We start from the raw sequence: 17,457 nt of genomic DNA on the forward strand, positions 1-17,457 counted from the left end.
ATGACGCCGGGCGGGCGGTGAAACGTTCTGCGTGGAATTCTGGAGTCGCGCAAGATGCAAAACCCGACGTCACACTTTGCTTTCGAACGTTCCAAGCCAATCCGATGCTGTGGCCGAGCGGTTGGTTTCGCCGCCTGCGCGGTTGCAATAATCGTCAGCATGGCGATCGGCGGCATGGCGATGACCGGCGTTGCCCATGCCGAAGAGGCCGTGGTGCCGGCGATTGATGCGGATCCCTACACCGTTTATGTCGCTCATGAATCGGCGTTCACGCGATGTGGACCCGATGGAAAGTTATATCGGACCGAGCGTTTGCGGCACGGGCAAGCCTTGGACGTCTACTTGGAAACGGAAGACGGATGGCTGGGCGTGCGTCCGCCGGAAGACAGCTTCAGTTGGATTCAAGCCGACGACGTAAACGTCGAACCCAACGGCAAAGCGGCCACCGTACGGCAAGATCGCAGCGTCGTCTGGATCGGGACTCAATTGGGACGAGCCCGGCAGTATCGCTGGCAAGTTCAATTGGCCGAAGGCGAACGTGTGACCATTCTGGGCCGCAGCGAGCGCGAGGGTCCCGATGGGCCGACCGACTGGTTGCGAATCGTCCCGCCCTCTGGCGAGTTTCGCTGGGTGCACCGTGATCAAGTCGCCATGTCGGCGGAAGAGTTGATCGCTCAGGTCCAGCAGAATCAAATGGATGCACCGGAGTCCTGCTGTGGTGATGATTTGGTCGTCGGCGGGGCGCAGAGTCTGAGTCACTCGTCGGATTCGCAAACGATTGCCCAAGTCAGCGGCGGCGCAAAGTCGCCTTCGTACGCACAGGCTCCTGATCTGGTACCGCTTCAAAGCCAAGAAGATTCCCATCGACGCGTCGCCGCGGCATCCACCGAACAAGACGATCGGCTGACACCGATCCAAGCCCAACCGGAGCTCCGTTCTCCGTCGGCCGGTCAAGAATCCTTCGGTACGTTCGACGCACCTTTGGCGGACGCCGAAATGGTGGACCGAGTGATCGGGTCTGGCGTTGATCCGAATCGGATTGATCCATCGGCTGGGGCGGCGAACTCAGGCGAACGCGGGCAACCGGGACGGTCGGCTTTCGGCGAATCACCTTCGGACCGACAGGTGTCCAATTCATTCCATACAGCGCCGGGGCTGTCGACCGCTCGGATCACCAGTGATCCGCGATTGGTGGATACGGGGTCGGCTCAGGCGGCACCGTCGGCCGACCAGATCGCCAGTGACGCAAATTGGATCGGCGCTTCGCGATCATCCACGACTTCGCCGATTCAAACGGTCGGTGGAATCCAGCCGTTGAAGGCTCAAGTGCTGGGTGACGTGGTGCCGGCGGCGGGTTGGCAGACCGGGCGGATGACCGATGCGTTGTCCAAGGCCGCCGATGGTTTTCGCGGGACACCGACCAGGGGCCGGCAAGTGGACGCGGCTCGTATCGCACAGATTGAAGGCGAGGCGGTCACCGCCGACATCGCGCGCTTGCAATTGGTGTTCGCACGCTTGATCGCGGATTCTGCGGCGTCGGTGGAAGTGGAGCCGATTCTGCGTGCGGCACAAAGGATCGCGGATCAGTCCGGCGATCACTTGGTGGCGCGTCGTGCGGCCGTGTTGGTCGAACGAGCGGAACAGTACATTCGAATTGCCGATCGTCGTGACGGTGGATCGATGGTGACCGGCCACGTGCCGGTCGGGCAACCGTTGTCGGCTGCACCGATGACGGCGACGATTCGACCCGTCGGCAATTTCCAGCCGGTTTCCGAACCGTCGGTTGCACCGGAGCAGGTGGGCGTGTCGCACCAAGCGGACGAAGTGCCCGGGGCTGATCCAGCGGACGTGCCTTCAGATTTGGGCGCCGAATGGGTCAGCGGAAAGTTGGTCCAAGTGTATTCGGCTCGTGCCAATCACCCACCATTCGCGGTACAAGACAACACGGGCAAAACGTTGGCGTATGCGACGCCCAGCCCCGGATACAATCTGCGCCGCTATTTGAACCAAGAGATTCGCGTGACAGGCAATCACGGTTATCTGTCGGGATTGCGGACGCCGCACGTGTTGGTGACGCGTGCGGTACGCGTGATGCGGTAGGCACGCCAAAGCGGTGCAGGCAAAGTCGCCTTTCGCTCCGCCGAAAGTAGCGTGCTGGAAGAGCCCTCCCCGGAATCTCGTTCCTCGATTCCGACCCTCCCGCGGTGCGGGAGGGTGTAGGTGGTGCTGGGCTAAATGTGTAGGCGTCGGGCTGCGTTGCCGGAACAACGGAAACCCGCGGCTAGCGCCATGCGGCTCACAAAGTCGCCTTTCGCTCCGCCGAAAGTAGCGTGCTGGCAGAGCCCTCCCCGGAATCTCGTTCCTCGATTCCGACCCTCCCGCGGAGCGGGAGGGTGAAGTTGATGCACGGCTGGATTTGTAGGCGCCGGGCTGCGTTGCTGAAACAGCGGAACCCGCGGCTAGCGCCTTGCGGCTCACAAAGTCGCCTTTTGCTCCGCCGAAAGTAGCGTGCAGGCAGAGCCCTCCCCGGAATTTCGTCCCTCAATTCCGACCCTCCCGCGGGGCGGGAGGGTAAAGATGAACGTCGCGGGATCAGCTTTTCAGCAGGACCGCCAGGGCATTGAGGTATCGCTGCAAATCGTCGGCTTCGATTTCCGTCCAACCGGCCGACTTGTGACGCAAGATCGCCAGCTTCAGCATCTCCACGGCGTCATTCAAATCGTCGGGCAGCTTGGGAAGGTTGGCAAACGGTTGCACCGGAGTTTCAGGGCCGGCTTCGCCAGATTCGTCTTCGGCGGTGATCGCCGTGCCGCCTTCGCCTTCGCGTCCACCGCCGAGCGACATTAATTCGTCGGCATCACCAAAGTCGGGTGCTTCGGACAAGGGACCGGACGTGCCGGGGCCGTCGTCGTCATCGTAGGTGCGTTCGCTGCCGCCACCTTGTGCGGGCAACACCACGTCTTCGTCCAAGTCGACTTCGACGATTTGGCTGGACGTCGGACGCTGCGAATCGACCGCACCGTGGGCTTGCCAGCGTTTTTCACGCATCCCCGACACGCTCCACGATTCCTTCGACGCACCTTCCAACCACATCGGTGCGTCGTCCCAGTCCAGGGCCGCCAGGAAGTGGCTCCAGTACACGCCTTCGTATGTTTCGTAGGTCGATCCGAAACGTTCGAACACGCGACGCAATCGGCCCACGTGCGGTGACGTCACGCCGCCGACGCGACGCACCCATGCTTCGTCACTGTACTGAGTCGCCGGGGCTCCGTTGTCGATCAAAGCTTGACGCCACTGGCTGATGATGCGGCCTTTTTCCCAGTTGGTTTGGCTGATCAATCCGTTCCAACGTCCGACAAACGGTTCGGCCATGGCGACCATCTGTGGATCGTCCAGGTCGGTCGATTCATCGTCATCGACGTCAAAGGGCGGCGTGATTTCCGCCGGCGTGATGTCGGATTCAAATGCCTGCCGTGCCGCGACGACTTCGTCACGGTCTTGGGGCGTCAAATCGGACGCGTCGGCGGCATCGTCTTGGGCGGCAACCGGTGCGTCGTCGGCTTGGTGTGCGCCTGTTGATTCGGCATCCACTTCGGCGGTCACGCCGGATTCGTCAACGTCGTCATAGATCTCGTCGGTGGAAGAAACAGGCCTTTCGGTATCGTCAAAACTCATCGGCATCCGTCGCGGCGAATTGTTGGGGTGAAGGTTCGATCAAGACGTTACCGGATCGACGTCGTTTCGCGGAGTCGTACGGACCGCAAAGCGGCCAAACGTCGTCCTGGGACGGTCGGTTGGTGACAACGGCGGAAAGTTTGCGGTGTGGATAAGTCGTGTACACTGGCATACAGCGGTCCGGCCGCTCGGCAAACCAACGCATGGGGCGCCGGCCGATGCAACCGCCCCCACCTTTGCCTGCCCCCCCCCCGCATTGATCATTCCCGCCCAAGAGAGTTCCCGCGATGCCGCGTGTCGATGTCGATCCGTCATGGATGTTGCGCCGACCCAGACGTCTTTGGGGGCTGTGTTTGCCGTCGATGCTGGTGTTTTTCGGATCTTGTGGGCACGTCCCGGCGTTGGCGGACGAGCCCGAAAAGTCGCCGCGTGAAACGCTGGATCGTGACGCGGTTGACTTTTTCGAATCCTCCATTCGCCCGCTGCTGATCGATCACTGCTACGACTGTCATTCCGTGGAAGCCGATGCGGCGGAAGGCGAGTTGCGAGTCGACGATGGGGAGGCGTTACTGTCGGGTGGCAGTCGAGGAGCCGCGGTGGTTCCCGGCAAGCCCGATCAAAGTCTGATTGTTCGCGCGATCGAATATCAAGACACGTCGATGCAGATGCCGCCGGACGGAAAGCTGGACGCGGAATCGATCGAAGCGATCCGGACTTGGATCCGCAACGGTGCCGTCGACCCAAGAAAAAGCGTCGTCGATGATTTAATGGAGACGACCGAACAGGCGTCGCCTATCGATCGCGACCCGTCGACGCATTGGGCGTTTGTTCCACCCCGACGCATTCATGCCGATCGCTGGCAATCAATCGACACAGATGGCTTGCCACACGAGCCGAACGATCCGCTGGATGTCGTCGCCATGGATGCGGCGGTCCGCCATGGTGCAGAGCCCAACGATCTGGCGGACCGCGAAACGCTGATCCGAAGGCTGTACTTCGACTTGGTCGGCACGCCGCCGGACGTCGACCAGATTGCACGATTCGTTTCCGACGAAAGGCCTGACGCTTACCAGCGGTTGGTCGATCGGCTGATCGCCGCGCCCGATTTCGGCGAACGTTTTGCCCGGCATTGGATGGACGTCGCACGATATGCCGACACGATCGGTTACGGCTTGGCGGGCCGCGATCGCCGCTTGCACGGCAGCGAACGTTATCGCGATTGGCTGACCCGAGCGTTCGCCACCGATATGCCATATGACGAAATGCTGATGCATCAATTGGCGGGCGATCGGACGGATCCCCGCAATGAATCGGGCAATTTGGATGCGATGGGGTTTTTGACGATCGGTCGACGGTTTTTGAACCGGCATGATGTGATCGACGATCGGATCGATGTGGTGACGCGGGGGCTGATGGGGCTGACCGTGACCTGTGCACGGTGTCACGACCACAAGTTTGATCCGATTCCGATGTCGGATTACTACAGCCTGTATGGTGTGTTTCAAAGCAGCCGCGAAGTCGACGAGAAACATGCCAGCCCGTTGGCGATGGTCGATGTGGACAAGCCACGGGACACCGCGATCTTTTTACGAGGCCAACCGGGAAATCGAGGCGACGTGGCACCGCGTCGATTCTTGACCAGTCTGCGTCGTGACGACGAACCACGATTCAATGACGGCAGTGGACGTTTGGAATTGGCCCGGCGGATTGCCGATTCGGAAAACCCGTTGACCGCGCGGGTGATGGTCAATCGGGTTTGGGGGCATTTGATGGGCCGTCACTTGATCGACAGTCCCAGCGATTTCGGGTTCCGAACATCACCGCCGGCAATCCCAGAACTGTTGGATGATTTGGCGGCCGAGTTTGCAAAGGACTGGAGCATCCAACGGCTGGTACGTCGCATCGTGACGACGCGTTTGTATCGTCAGTCCAGCGCCGTGGACGAAGAATCATTCAGCGCCGATCCCGACAACCAGTACTTTGCCCGCGCGATTCGTCGCCGCCGCGATTTTGAATCGTTGCGAGATTCCGCGTTGTGTGCCGCCGGCGTCTTGGATCGACAAGTCGGTGGGCCGCCGGTGGACATCACCGCATCGACGGTGACGCCGCGCAAGACGATCTATGCAATGATCGATCGCCAGAACTTGCCATCGCTGTTTCGCACGTTCGATTCGGCCAGCCCCGATGCACATAATCCACAACGTTACTTCACCACGGTGCCACAGCAGGCATTGTTCTTGATCAACCACCGGCAAAGTGTCTCGTTGTCAAAATCCTTGGCCGCTCGGGTGCGAGCATCTGTGCGCCAAGATTCCAGTGGGGGCGATCCCGATGATCCGTCAATGCTGGCTGGTCATATGGTTCGATTGGTCTATGGACGTGAACCCTCGGACCAGGAATCACAATGGCTGACAAAATTTTTGCGTGATGGCGCGACGCCGTTTCAGCAGCCGGCGGATCCACGCACCTTGTGGACTTATGGGACCGGGCGGATCGGCGATGGCGGTGTGGAGGAGTTTTCGCCGCTGGGTGTGTTCCAGAATGATCGTTGGCAGGCGGAGACCACTTTCCCAAGTCCGGGGCGATTGGGGCACGCGTTCTTGGCATCGGAAAACGGCCATCCCGGACCCGGCGAACGTGGCGCGGTGGTGCGGCGTTGGACGGTGCCCCGTGACGGGGTGGTGAAAGTCACCGGGATGATCGGGCACCGCAATCGCGAAGGCGATGGCGTGGTGGCGGCGATCTTTGCCGGCGATCGTCGTTTGTTCCGCGGGACCCAGAAAAGCAACAATCGGCCATTGGGGCCGCTGACGTCAAAGGTCAATCGGGGTGACGTCTTGGACTTTGCCGCCGGGGCCGGGCCGACCGGAAACCACGACAGTTTTTTCTGGCGTATCAACATCACGTTGACCGCCGAGGACGGGGAAGTCATCGAAGCGGATTCGCGACGTGATTTCAGCGGTCCACTGGACACCAGCGGTCCGGCCAAGCTGGATCGTTTGGAGCAATTGGCCCAGGTGTTGTGGATCAGCAATGAATTTGCGTTCGTGGATTAGTCCGTGAACTCGCGATGAATTTTGTTGTGCGGGTCGTTTTTCGCGGCGGTTCAGGGGCTTCACCGACACGGCTTCCCCGAATGTTTCCGTTGCCCGCCCCTCCGTCAGGCCGGTCGCGGAATTTTCCGGCGTCGTGATAATGCGTGTTCGAGGGCCGATCGGCCTCGTCGTGCCGCGTGACGTTCCGGTCTCGCCGCGTTGATCGAATCGTTCTTTTCACAGCTATGGGAATATCGTCGTGTCGGCGTATCAACGGAGGATTGTCGCGCTGGCGGCGACACTGGGGCTGGTTATCACGGCCGGTGCCACGCGATCGGAAACCCCCTCGCCGCCTCCCGCTGCGTGGAAGGAGGCTTTGCGACGCGATGTGCAAACGCTGGCCGGTGACGCGATGCGTGGCCGCGGCGTTGGTACCCCCGAGATCGACACAGCGGCCAAATACATCGCCGATCGTTTCGACGCGGCCGGTTTGCGGACCGACTGGTTCGACGGGACCCCGTTCCAAGAGTTGTCCGTGCGATTGGAAACACGGACCAAGTCGCCGCAGACCAACCACGTGACGTTTCGTGTCGGCGATGATCCCGCACAGACGCTTCGGTTGGACGAAGCGATGCGTCCGCTATCGATCGGTTGCCGCAGTTGTGAGGTCAAGGGTTTGCCGTTGGTCTTTGTCGGCTATGGAATCAACGCTCCTGAATACGGATACAACGACTACGCCGGTGTCGACGTTCGCGACAAAGTCGTGCTGATTTTGCGCAAAGAACCCGGTGGCAAAGAAGCGGTGCGTTTGTTTGAAGGGCCACGCAATTCTCGGCACGCCTATTTTCAGACAAAGATTGACTTGGCGATCCGCCGTGGTGCCGCGGGAATCTTGATTGTCAACGATCCCGACAGTATCGAAGACGGCGTTGATCGATCGGTGCGTCGGTTGAATGCCGAACGAGAACGCCAACAAGAACTGAAACGCCAGTTGCGAACGTTGTCCCAGCAAGCAGAAGCGACTCGACAACAATTGCAGATCAGCCTGGAAACATGCGAAGCCAGTCTGGTTCGTTTGGACAGCGAAGTGGAGCAGGCGGCGCGGGGGTTGCTGCGAATCGGCGAAGCGGGGGAATCGGAGGACAAGGCGTCGTCGATCCCGGTCATCAGTATCGCTCGAGACGTCGCTGACAATTGGATCGTCGAAGCAACCGCGCGGTCCATTGAGGAAGTTCAAAGTCACATCGATCAGACCTACCAGCCGGTCAGCTTTGAATTGCCCGACACCAAAATCGATTTGTCGGTCCAGCTGACCGATGGTGAAGCGGTCACCAAGAATGTGATCGGGGTTATCGAAGGCAAAGGTGAATTGGCCGACCAGACGATCATCTTGGGCGCCCATTACGATCACGTCGGGATGGGCGGCTATGGATCGCTGGCTCCGGAAACCATTGCGGTGCACAACGGCGCGGACGACAACGCCAGCGGCACGGCGGCGATGCTAAGCGTGGCCACGCGATTGAACCAAGCGTTGGCGGATTCGACGCGCCATCGTCGCATTGTGTTTATCGCGTATACCGGTGAGGAGCGAGGTTTGTTGGGCAGCAAGCACTATGTCCGCCAGCCGCGGTTCCCGTTAAGCGACACCGTGGCCATGATCAACATGGACATGATCGGTCGCCTGCGGGACAACGAGTTGACGGTCTATGGACTGGGGACCTCGGCGGATTTCAAGCCCATGATGCGGCGGCTGAATCGTGACGGTGCGATCGTGGGTGGGCAACAAGTCGCTGCACCGGAGTTTGATTTGTACGAGGTCGATACCGGTTACGGCCCCAGTGACCATGCCAGCTTTTATGAAGCGGGCGTTCCCGTTTTGTTTTTCTTTACCGGGCTTCATGATGACTATCATCGTCCGGGTGATGATTTCGAAAAATTGAATCTGTTCGGGATGTCTCGCATTTGCGATTTGACGTTGGCGACGGTTGCCGAACTCGCGACAACGCCGCAGCGGCCCAGCTACGCCGATACCGAGCGTCAAAGTGGTGGAGTTCGGCGTCAGTTGACCGTTCGATTGGGCGTGACGGTCAAGCCGGGGCCGGTCGTTGTGGACGCGTCAGGCCAGCCGACCAGTTGGAGCGAGCGATTGCAATTGACCGACGTCAAGGCAGGCGGGGCAGCGGCGTTGGGCGGGCTGAGGGTGGGCGATCGATTGCTGAAGATCGACGACCATGAGATTCGGCAATTGGACGATTTGTACGAACAATTGCGTCAACAATCGCCCGGCGACATCGTGCCGATCGATGTGCTGCGTGGTGGCATCGTCACCCGCGTCGATGTTCGCATGCAGCCCCGTTAAGAGGCCACTAAAAAAGGGGCTTGCACGGCAAAAATGTTTGCCCCCCCCCCGCATCGAGTACAACGAGTCCCTGCCAGTCAGAGAACTCGCTGATGGGGGCTAAATGTGGTGACGAAAGAATCCTTTTCTGGAATGGCGGAACGTCGGACCGTTGGCATCAGGGCGATTCTTGTTTTTGCTGTCTCGGTCGTCTTTTGCATTGGGAACTCGCGGACCGTTCATGGAGCGGAAACGCGATCCTCCATTCCTGTCGTGCTTCGAGAAACTCAGCCCAATCTCTTCGAAGCGAGAGTGAATCTGGACGGAATCGAAATCAATTCGAATCGTTCGGTTGTCTTGAAACTGAGTAATCCTGACGGCAACTCGCCAATCACCTTTTCCAAGCCTGTGGCGTCTTGCGGATGCCTGCAGGTCGCTGTGTCGGACACTCGACTGCCGGCAGGAGGAGAAATTGAGATTGTTTTGAAAGTTGCGGTCGATCGCAACCAAAAGGCACCGATCTGGCGGCAAACAGTCTCTTTTGATTCTAAAAAACCAGGCGATTCCATCGTCAAGCTTGAAATCGTTAGCCGCGTCAACGGGTTATTGCGTTTTGACGATGACCGTTTTCTCGTTCAACTCTATGAACACTCTGTTGATGATGGTGATCCCAAGCTGCTTGAGAGGCGTTTCGCATTCTATGCGACGGAACCGATTCAGATTGATAAGCTTCAACTGATACAAAATCAAAGCGATCCCGCGGTAAGCGTTTCAATCGACCCATTGGATGCGGAACGTGGAGAATTGGTATTGAGAATTGGTATTGAGAATTGATGAAACGCACATTGGTGACAAGGGCGTCAAGCTTTCTTGTCAGCTTCGGGATCCAGAGTCTGGGCAAACGGCGAGCCTGTCCGGGGTGGTGGTCCGACGCAGTGCCGTCTCGGTCGTACCGTCAATCCTTCGTGTCGTCCGCAACGAGGATGGAAAACTCGACGCCCACGTTATTGTTTTAAACCATGCAGCGGACCGGCAATCCCATGATGAAGGCGATCCCAAAGAGGCATCTCCTATTGCGATCGAGGCGTCGTTGGCGGGACGGAAATTGCGGACCAGGGTGACTCAGGCAGGCAAGGGGTTTGCGCGAGTGGGGATTCGGATTCCCGAAGAACTGATTTCCCAGCTCAACGAATTGTCAAAACCGCAGATGAGCATCCAGGTCTATTGGGGCGATCGACGGATGGCGACAAAACACAAATTGCTGCCCGTTTCAACGTTTCAATCCGTGCTTGCTGAATGAACATCGGCATAGATCATGGCCTGTGCTTGATCATCGATGAACTAGAGGAATGTTTGGGTTGTGTTTGGTGACGATGCGTCGGGAATCATGACTTCCACCAGCGGTAGAAGAAATATGCGTCTGCTAGTTTTTCTCAGTTGTTTTATTGCCCTGCCCGCCTCCTGCGACGGGCAGTCCTTCGAGACTTTGACGTCCGAAGAATCGCAGACGCTGGCCAGTTCATTGTTGACAGGTCTGCTGGGCAACAATCGGGCCATCGAGAATTTTGATGTTTCCATTTCGCATGAGCACAACTCGTTCGGCTTGAACGGAGTTGGGGCTCAGATGGAAGTGCAGGCTCGGTTGCTTCGTGACGGCGTGGAAGGGAAGCAATTGGGCGTCTGGTTGACGCGTATCGATCGACGCTCCGATGATGAACAGATCGATACAAACCAATCTGTTCGTGCCTTGATGGCGTCTGGCCAGAACAACTTCTTCGTTGCTTTGCGTGGGAAAGTTGCAGAGGTCGGGCGAGAAACCTGGCAGAGGATGCTGCCGCGGTTTCAGTGGCCGAGCTTTGAAAGTCTCTCGCTTCGCAGGTTCCCCGATTCCAAACCGGGTTCTGCGGGCGGCATTGAATACTGGGACGCCGCCATAGCTTCTGGGGCCACATTATCGGCAGAGCACTTGCAAAGCGGCAACATTCAGGTTGACCACGCCACGCCGATGGAGACCGGAGGCGATATTTTGTATCGGTGGATTTTTTCACCGCAGACAATGATGCCCAAGTCTGTTGTGATTCGAATCCGCTACGTGGAAGACGACAACTTCTTTGTCTCGCAGCGAACGGTTTTTCAATGGCAGAAGATGGGTGCCGTCTATGTTCCGACGCAAATCACGCGAAGCGAACGCCAAAAAGAAACCGATTCTTCCGGTAAAAAGTGGCCTTACGAGGTGACCGACGATTTCGAGTTTCGGTGGAACACTTTGAATGAATCGATTAAGAGTTTCGACTTCACCAAAAAAGCATTATTGGATTTAAAACCCGAAGAATTTGTCGTTCAGTCGGCAACGCAGGGCTTGGCTGCACCGGAAGAAGGTTGACTGGGCGCAAAAGGTTGTCGCGGGTCGCTTTCGTCCCGCCCAAGGACAATGGCTATCGCAGACCAGGCCGACGATGCATCACACGTAGGGGCATGCTAGGCACTGTTTATCAAGTGGTAACCCGAAGCGTCAGCGAGGGGCCGAAGTTATTCATTCGTCAAGAATCCCTCGCTGACGCGTCGGGTTACCGTTTTCATTGGCCTTCGTCTTGAATTGATAAACAGTGCCTAACGCATTTTGGCGTAGGCAACGTCAAGAAGCGTTGTCCGATCTTGCTCCTCGATAGACAGGCAACGTGACGCTACTTTCGTCTAACGAAAGGCGACAATGAAAAACCCGCCGGCGGCTAGGACTTCTTAGCAAAGGCGCGTTTCAGTTCGTCCAAGCCGGTCAGGCCACGGGCGACGGTCAGCACCGCTTCGGCTTGGATGTTCTTGTGGCCTTCGGCTTTGGCCACCGCGTATAGCTTGGCGATGTCGCGGGTCTTGGTGAATGCGTCGCGCAGTTTCGGCCCCGGTTGCAAATACTCGAACACTGCGATGCGTCCGAAGTAGCCGCGACCGTTGCACACGTGGCACGGTTCGATCGGTGCCGGTCGGCCTTTTTCGTCGACCTGTTGTTCGATCGGCGGGGGAACGAAAGGCTGGTATAGCAACGCCACGCGGCCGGCGGGAATCCCCAGTTGAGCCAACAGTTTCGGCGGCGGTTCGAAACCGACTTTGCAGTTTTCGCACAGTCGTCGGATCAGTTTTTGGCTGGTCACGCCACGCAAGTGCTTCAGGATTTCGGCGGTCTGTTGCGGATACTTGGCCAGCAATCGCACCACGGCTTCGATCGCGTTGCCGGCGACCATGCGAGTGATCAGTTGCTTTTCTGCGGTCTCGCACTGTGCCAGGGTCTTTTCCAACGACTCCGGCTGGGGCAACTCGGGGAACAGCAAGACGTCGGGTTCACGAAGGATCAACCGGCTGAGCAAACTGGTTTCCGTTTCCCCGGTGTCACCGCCATAGAAGTTGGCCGAGACGTTGATGATTTCCGGTTCCGGCTTTTCTTTGTCTTCCAACGCCTGAAAGTCACGGACGAACTTGTCCGCTTCGTTCATCGCGACCCACCAAGTCGTGGTCAGGCCTTCGGATTTTGGTGCGCTGACGACCATCATCGAACTGGATGAATTCAAGCCTTCCTTGAAGGCTTCGATCATCTTGTCGCGCATGCCCAAGTCGGCCAGTTTTTCAAACGGCATCTTTTTTGGGGCGACCACGACCAGGACGCGTTCGCCGGTCTTGACACCTTGGGAACGTACGCTGATGTCGAATTTTTCCTTGTTCGCCTTGAGGTCACATTCGCCCTTTTGTGCGCTGCGGCGGTCGGCCGGGTTCATGTAGCAAAGCTGTTTCAAGGCGTACAGCATTGCATCGCCGGTTTCGCGATCCAGCGGTGGCATGGATTCCCAGGCCCCGTCGATCTGGTAGCGGATCGCACAGGCGGTTTGCGAAAAGTCCAACAGCACTTGGCTGGCACGATTGGCGATCGCGTGTCCGATTTGTCCGGCGATGACTTCGAAACCGGCGCCCTGTCGCGCGGCGACCAAGGTGGCTTGGGAATCACTGGACGAAGGTCCGCGGGGCGAAAATTCGACCGGCCGGACGGTTTGCCAGGGCTGCAGTTCTTCCTGCTTGACGGATTTTCGTGCCATGCGGGGGTGGATCGCGAGAAGATGGTCAAAGTGATGGTGATGGCGGCAAGGACGCCTAGATTAATTCAACGGCCCGGGGCTGACTGCCCCCGAAGGCCGGAATGTCGCGGGGCAGCCGGCGCGCGGCTGCCGCAAAAACGGAACGATCGGAATCAGATGATCCCCGGCGCTTTGACGTCGATGCCCTTGAGCGCCATCTTCAGCGAATCCTTGTTCGGCGCGACGGCAAAGGCGGTGGGACGATCGATTAATTCGTCGTCGATCAATTGTTTCAGCGACATTGTGAAGTCCTGCATGCCGTCTTCGGCACCGATCCGGATCGCATCGGGCAGTTTGTTGTCGTGGCCTTCCAAGACCAATTTCCGAATCATCGGGGTGAACGTCATCACTTCGCACGTCGGCACCCGCGAGACCCCCGGCTTGATGCTGCGCAGCAGTTTCTGTGCAACGATGCCTTTCATGTTGAACGCGATCGCGCTGCGGATGGCGTTATGCATTTCTTCGGGGAACAAGTCCAGGATCCGGCCGATCGTGGTTGACGCACTGGATGCGTGAATCGTTCCGAACACCAAGTGACCGGTTTCGGCGGCGTGGATGGCCGTCATGAAAGTTTCTTCATCCCGAAGCTCGCCGACCAGGATGATGTCGGGGTCTTCCCGCACCGCGTGCTTCATGCCGACGCCAAAGTCGATGACGTCTTGACCGATTTCACGCTGGTTAATCAGCGATTTGTCTTCGGTGAAAATGAATTCGATCGGGTCTTCCAGCGTCAGGATGTGCTTGCGGTAAATGCTGTTGATGTAGTTCAGCATCGAACCGATGGTCGTCGACTTGCCACTGCCCGTCACACCGGCCAGCAAGATCATGCCTTGTTCAAAGTGGCACAGGCTTTCGATCGACTCGGGCAAAAACAGGCCGCGGAAATCGGGGATGAAGTTATTGATCCGCCGGGCGACCAAACCGATGTTGCCCAGGGATTTCAGCATGTTCACCCGGAATCGCCAATTCACGCCGTCGACCTGACACAGGTACGCAAAGTCGGCACCGCCTTCTTCTTCAAAGATCTTCAAGTTCCGATGGTCCATCATCGGGATCAACAGCCGCACCATTTCTTCCGCTTCGATGGGCGGGCGGTTCAGCGGTTTCAGTTCACCGCCGACACGCACCATCGGTGGTTGGCCGACTTTCAGGTGCAAGTCGGAACCTTCCAGTTTGACCAGGGCGCGAAAGATCTTGTCGACCTCCAGTTCCTCACGGTCCTTCAACAGACTTTCGGTCAGCCGAGCCGCAATCGCTTCTGCCGAATTGTCATCGAAGTGGGGGCCGTGGTGATCAGCCTTTTGGGAGGATTGGTGTGACATCGATTCCCCGATGGAGCGCAGTATGAGGTTGATGGTGGATGTGGTTTGGACGGCGACAGGTCCGAAAGCCCGATGGCCCGGCTTGTCGTATTCCCCCGGCGATCGACACGCCATCAATCAAGGGGTGTCGTCGAATCGGCCCCTTGGGTCGCCAGGCGACGTGCCGTATGGGTGGTTTTGAGCGGTCCGACGGGACATTCATCCCGCCACGAAGGCTGCCAAGGGTGTAAGAGGAGCACTTGTCAGTCTAAGCGGTTTCACGTCGACGACAAATCGTATCGACCGGTTCGTTTCGCAAAACCGGCCGGGCCGCGACAGGTTTTGACGCCACCGCCGCCGGGACGCCGCGACGAACTGGCTGCCGTTAAGGGCCGATCGGTGTATTCGTCACCGCCATTAGGACCTGATCTTTCGTACCATTTCGCCGTTTCCCCTTCTATTTACGGGGCGCCAGCTATACTCGCATCCAGCACAGGGCTACTTGTCGAACCCAATGATCTGCCCCTAAGGCCATCGATTCGTATGACCGAAAACAACGCCAAACCTTCGGCACCCGCCAAGTCAGAATCTCGGGTGACCGAGGATGTGGTCACTCTGGACGTTCTGCAAATTCTGTTTCGCCAGCGGTGGCTGATCGCCTTTTTGACCCTGGCCGGTCTGGCCGCCGGCGTCGCCTATGCCCTGCAAGCCCGCGTGTGGTACGAGTCGACCGCCCGCGTGTTGATCAACGAAAAAAGCTCGGGTTTGGCCAGTTCGTCGTCCAACGAGATGGTCGAGGAAGACATTCTGGCCAATCACATCGAACTGCTGCTGAGCCGCAAGATCGTCGGTGAAGCGATGGCGGCCAAAGACGATGACGGCAATTCGCTGATGACGTTGCCCTCGGTTGTCGAGCACCTGGATCCGGAAATCGAAACCGTCGACGCGGTCGACTACGTGATCGACCACATGGAAGTCGTCAAAGGCGGCGAAGGTGGTGCGAAGACCGCACGGACGCTGCGAATCAGTTTGAACCACACCGAACCGGAAGACGCCCAGCGATTGTTGACCGCGGTGCTGCAGACCTACAGCCGCTATCTGGATCAACAGATCAGCGACATGATGGATTTGGCGACCGCGAAGATCAACGAAGCCAAGAACGAAGTCGAAGGCGAACTGCACATCGCGGAAAAGAAGTACTTGGAACACCGCCAAACGGCGCCCATGTTGTTCCAGGGCGAAGGCAGCAGCAATGTCTATCAGGACAAGTATCGCCGACTGCAAGACGAACTGATCGATCTGCAGATCCAAGAATCCACGATCAAGACCCGCTTGGCGCGTGTCGAAAACGAACTGGAAGACTTGGACGGCAAAACGCTTTCGATGACTGAAAGTATGGACAAGTTGGCGCTGATCGACAGCGAAAGCTTGGAACGCTTGGGATTGTTCGCCGGGCTGCAAATCAGTGCATCCAACACCGCGGAATTCAAAGCCACCATGCCGGTGCGGGCGGAAGAAGCACGCACGCGGTTTGCGTACCTGTTGAAGCTGAACAGTGAAAAGCAACGGCTGCAGGCCAAGTTCGGTGCCAGCCATCCGGACGTGCAAGACATCGACGACGAAATCCGTTTGGTTCGCAAGTTCATCGATGAAAGTAATGAAGACACGGTGGCCGAAGCACCGTTTGGCGAAAACTCGGTCAACCCCGAATCACTGTTGAAGGCTTATGTCGGTTTCCTGAACCACGATATGGCCACCATCGCCGAACGCAAATCGGAATTGACCGCCCTTGCCAACCAAGCCGAAACGGATGCCCGCGAGCTGATCGAATACGAATTGACCGACGTGGTGCTGCGTAAGGAAGTCGAACGCAACGAAGCTTTGTTTGATGGTGTCGTGCAACAACTGCGTGACGTCGACATCGCCAGCGGTTTGCGTGGGTACTTGTACGAATTGCTGGAAACGCCGCGGATCGGTGCCAAGTCATGGCCCAGTTTGCCGCTGTGTGGTTTGGGCGGCTTGATGCTGGGCGTCTTCGCCGGGCTGACGCTGGCCGTGGCCAACGACGTGCGTGACGGACGGTTCCGTTCGGCCGCCGAGGTGGAAGAGACCGTTTCGCTGCCGTCCTTGGGCCGTGTCGGCAAGCTGAATTCGATGCGACGTGGCGTTCGCGGTTTGATCGCCGGGGAACTGTCGCCCAACGCCGAAGCGCTGCGTCTGGGCCGAACGATGTTGTTGCCGAAAATCAAATCGCGTGACATGAAATCGATCGGCGTCACCAGTTCGATGCAGGGCGACGGAAAATCGACGATCACGGCTAACTTGGCGGCGTCGTTTTCACAGGTCGGCTTGTCGGTCTTGGTCGTCGACGGTGACCTTCGGCGTCCGACCGTGCACCGATACTTCAGCGTCGCACCGGAAGGCGGCTTGACCGATTTGTTGACCGGGTCGATGGAACTGGACGATGCGATCAAGCCGACCGAGGCTGATGGCGTTTCGGTGATCACCGCTGGTGCTTCGACGCGGACTCCGGCCGAGTTGTTGCAATCGGAAAAGCTGGAAGAATTGACTCATCAGTTGGAAGAACGATTCGACCTGGTCATCTTCGACTTGCCGCCGGTCTTGGCCGTCTCCGATCCGCTTGTCGTCGCACCGCGAATTGATGGCATGGTGTTGGTCATCCGTGCCGCTTCGGCCCGACGTGACGAAGTCATGAACAGCTTGAAGCGTGTCACTGATGCCGGCGGCAACATGGTCGGTTGTGTGTTGAACACGTTCGGGGCCGGAAAGAGCTTCGATCTGGGCGGTGGTTACTACGGCTACTACGAAAGTGGGTACAGCCGTCCGACCAATCGCACCAAACCGGTCACGTCGGCCCGTATCGTCGAAGTCGACAACGACGCCTGATCGCAAAACCGGAAGACTTTCCCGCATCGCGTCGCACCCGGCACGCGTTGCGGACCGGATGAGGGCTGCGGGGTAGTCTTTCC

The 17,457-nt window shown here is 58.3% G+C and carries 11 protein-coding genes; 7 read left to right on the plus strand and 4 right to left on the minus strand.

Annotation, left to right across the window (positions count from 1 at the left end):
• Positions 1-159: 159 nt before the first annotated feature.
• Entirely contained in the window at positions 160-2,100 is a 1,941-nt protein-coding gene (locus HFP54_RS12055; RefSeq protein WP_168565324.1) for a hypothetical protein, read from the plus strand.
• Between the two features lie 492 nt (positions 2,101-2,592).
• On the opposite strand, the gene HFP54_RS12060 is transcribed toward HFP54_RS12055, so the two are convergent.
• Positions 2,593-3,675, minus strand: a complete 1,083-nt coding sequence (locus tag HFP54_RS12060) for a hypothetical protein (RefSeq protein ID WP_146413958.1) — start codon at positions 3,673-3,675, stop codon at positions 2,593-2,595.
• On the minus strand, positions 3,665-3,847 hold the full coding sequence (locus HFP54_RS12065; protein ID WP_146413957.1) for a hypothetical protein: 183 nt from the start codon (positions 3,845-3,847) through the stop codon (positions 3,665-3,667). Before HFP54_RS12065 ends, HFP54_RS12060 begins: the two co-directional genes overlap by 11 nt.
• A 115-nt stretch (positions 3,848-3,962) precedes the next feature.
• Here HFP54_RS12065 and HFP54_RS12070 point away from each other — a divergent pair, with 115 nt between their 5' ends.
• From HFP54_RS12070 to HFP54_RS12090, 5 genes are all read left to right on the plus strand, one after another.
• Positions 3,963-6,731, plus strand: a complete 2,769-nt coding sequence (locus HFP54_RS12070) for a PSD1 and planctomycete cytochrome C domain-containing protein (RefSeq protein WP_235951700.1) — start codon at positions 3,963-3,965, stop codon at positions 6,729-6,731.
• A gap of 238 nt (positions 6,732-6,969) precedes the next feature.
• The gene (locus HFP54_RS12075; RefSeq protein WP_168565325.1) at positions 6,970-9,069 is read left to right on the plus strand and encodes a M28 family peptidase; all 2,100 of its coding nucleotides are present in this window, start codon (positions 6,970-6,972) and stop codon (positions 9,067-9,069) included.
• 108 nt (positions 9,070-9,177) lie between these two features.
• Positions 9,178-9,882, plus strand: coding sequence for a hypothetical protein (locus HFP54_RS12080; RefSeq protein ID WP_168565326.1), 705 nt, complete (start codon positions 9,178-9,180; stop codon positions 9,880-9,882).
• Positions 9,872-10,348: a hypothetical protein gene (locus HFP54_RS12085; RefSeq protein WP_168565327.1), complete on the plus strand. Its 477-nt coding sequence runs from the start codon at positions 9,872-9,874 to the stop codon at positions 10,346-10,348. The genes HFP54_RS12080 and HFP54_RS12085 overlap by 11 nt, the downstream gene beginning before the upstream one ends.
• A gap of 60 nt (positions 10,349-10,408) precedes the next feature.
• The gene (locus HFP54_RS12090) at positions 10,409-11,431 is read left to right on the plus strand and encodes a hypothetical protein (protein WP_206036173.1); all 1,023 of its coding nucleotides are present in this window, start codon (positions 10,409-10,411) and stop codon (positions 11,429-11,431) included.
• Between the two features lie 346 nt (positions 11,432-11,777).
• Here HFP54_RS12090 and HFP54_RS12095 read toward each other — a convergent pair whose 3' ends face one another.
• Together HFP54_RS12095 and HFP54_RS12100 are read right to left on the minus strand one after the other, a co-directional pair.
• The gene (locus HFP54_RS12095; protein WP_168565329.1) at positions 11,778-13,127 is read right to left on the minus strand and encodes an ATPase, T2SS/T4P/T4SS family; all 1,350 of its coding nucleotides are present in this window, start codon (positions 13,125-13,127) and stop codon (positions 11,778-11,780) included.
• A 152-nt stretch (positions 13,128-13,279) separates the two neighbouring features.
• Complete coding sequence (locus tag HFP54_RS12100) at positions 13,280-14,488, minus strand: type IV pilus twitching motility protein PilT (RefSeq protein ID WP_146413952.1); 1,209 nt, start codon at positions 14,486-14,488, stop codon at positions 13,280-13,282.
• 522 nt (positions 14,489-15,010) lie between these two features.
• On the opposite strand from HFP54_RS12100, the gene HFP54_RS12105 reads away from it, so the two are divergent.
• The gene (locus HFP54_RS12105; protein ID WP_168565330.1) at positions 15,011-17,374 is read left to right on the plus strand and encodes a polysaccharide biosynthesis tyrosine autokinase; all 2,364 of its coding nucleotides are present in this window, start codon (positions 15,011-15,013) and stop codon (positions 17,372-17,374) included.
• Positions 17,375-17,457: the final 83 nt, after the last annotated feature.

Source organism: Crateriforma spongiae, from assembly GCF_012290005.1.
GTDB lineage: Bacteria > Planctomycetota > Planctomycetia > Pirellulales > Pirellulaceae > Crateriforma > Crateriforma spongiae.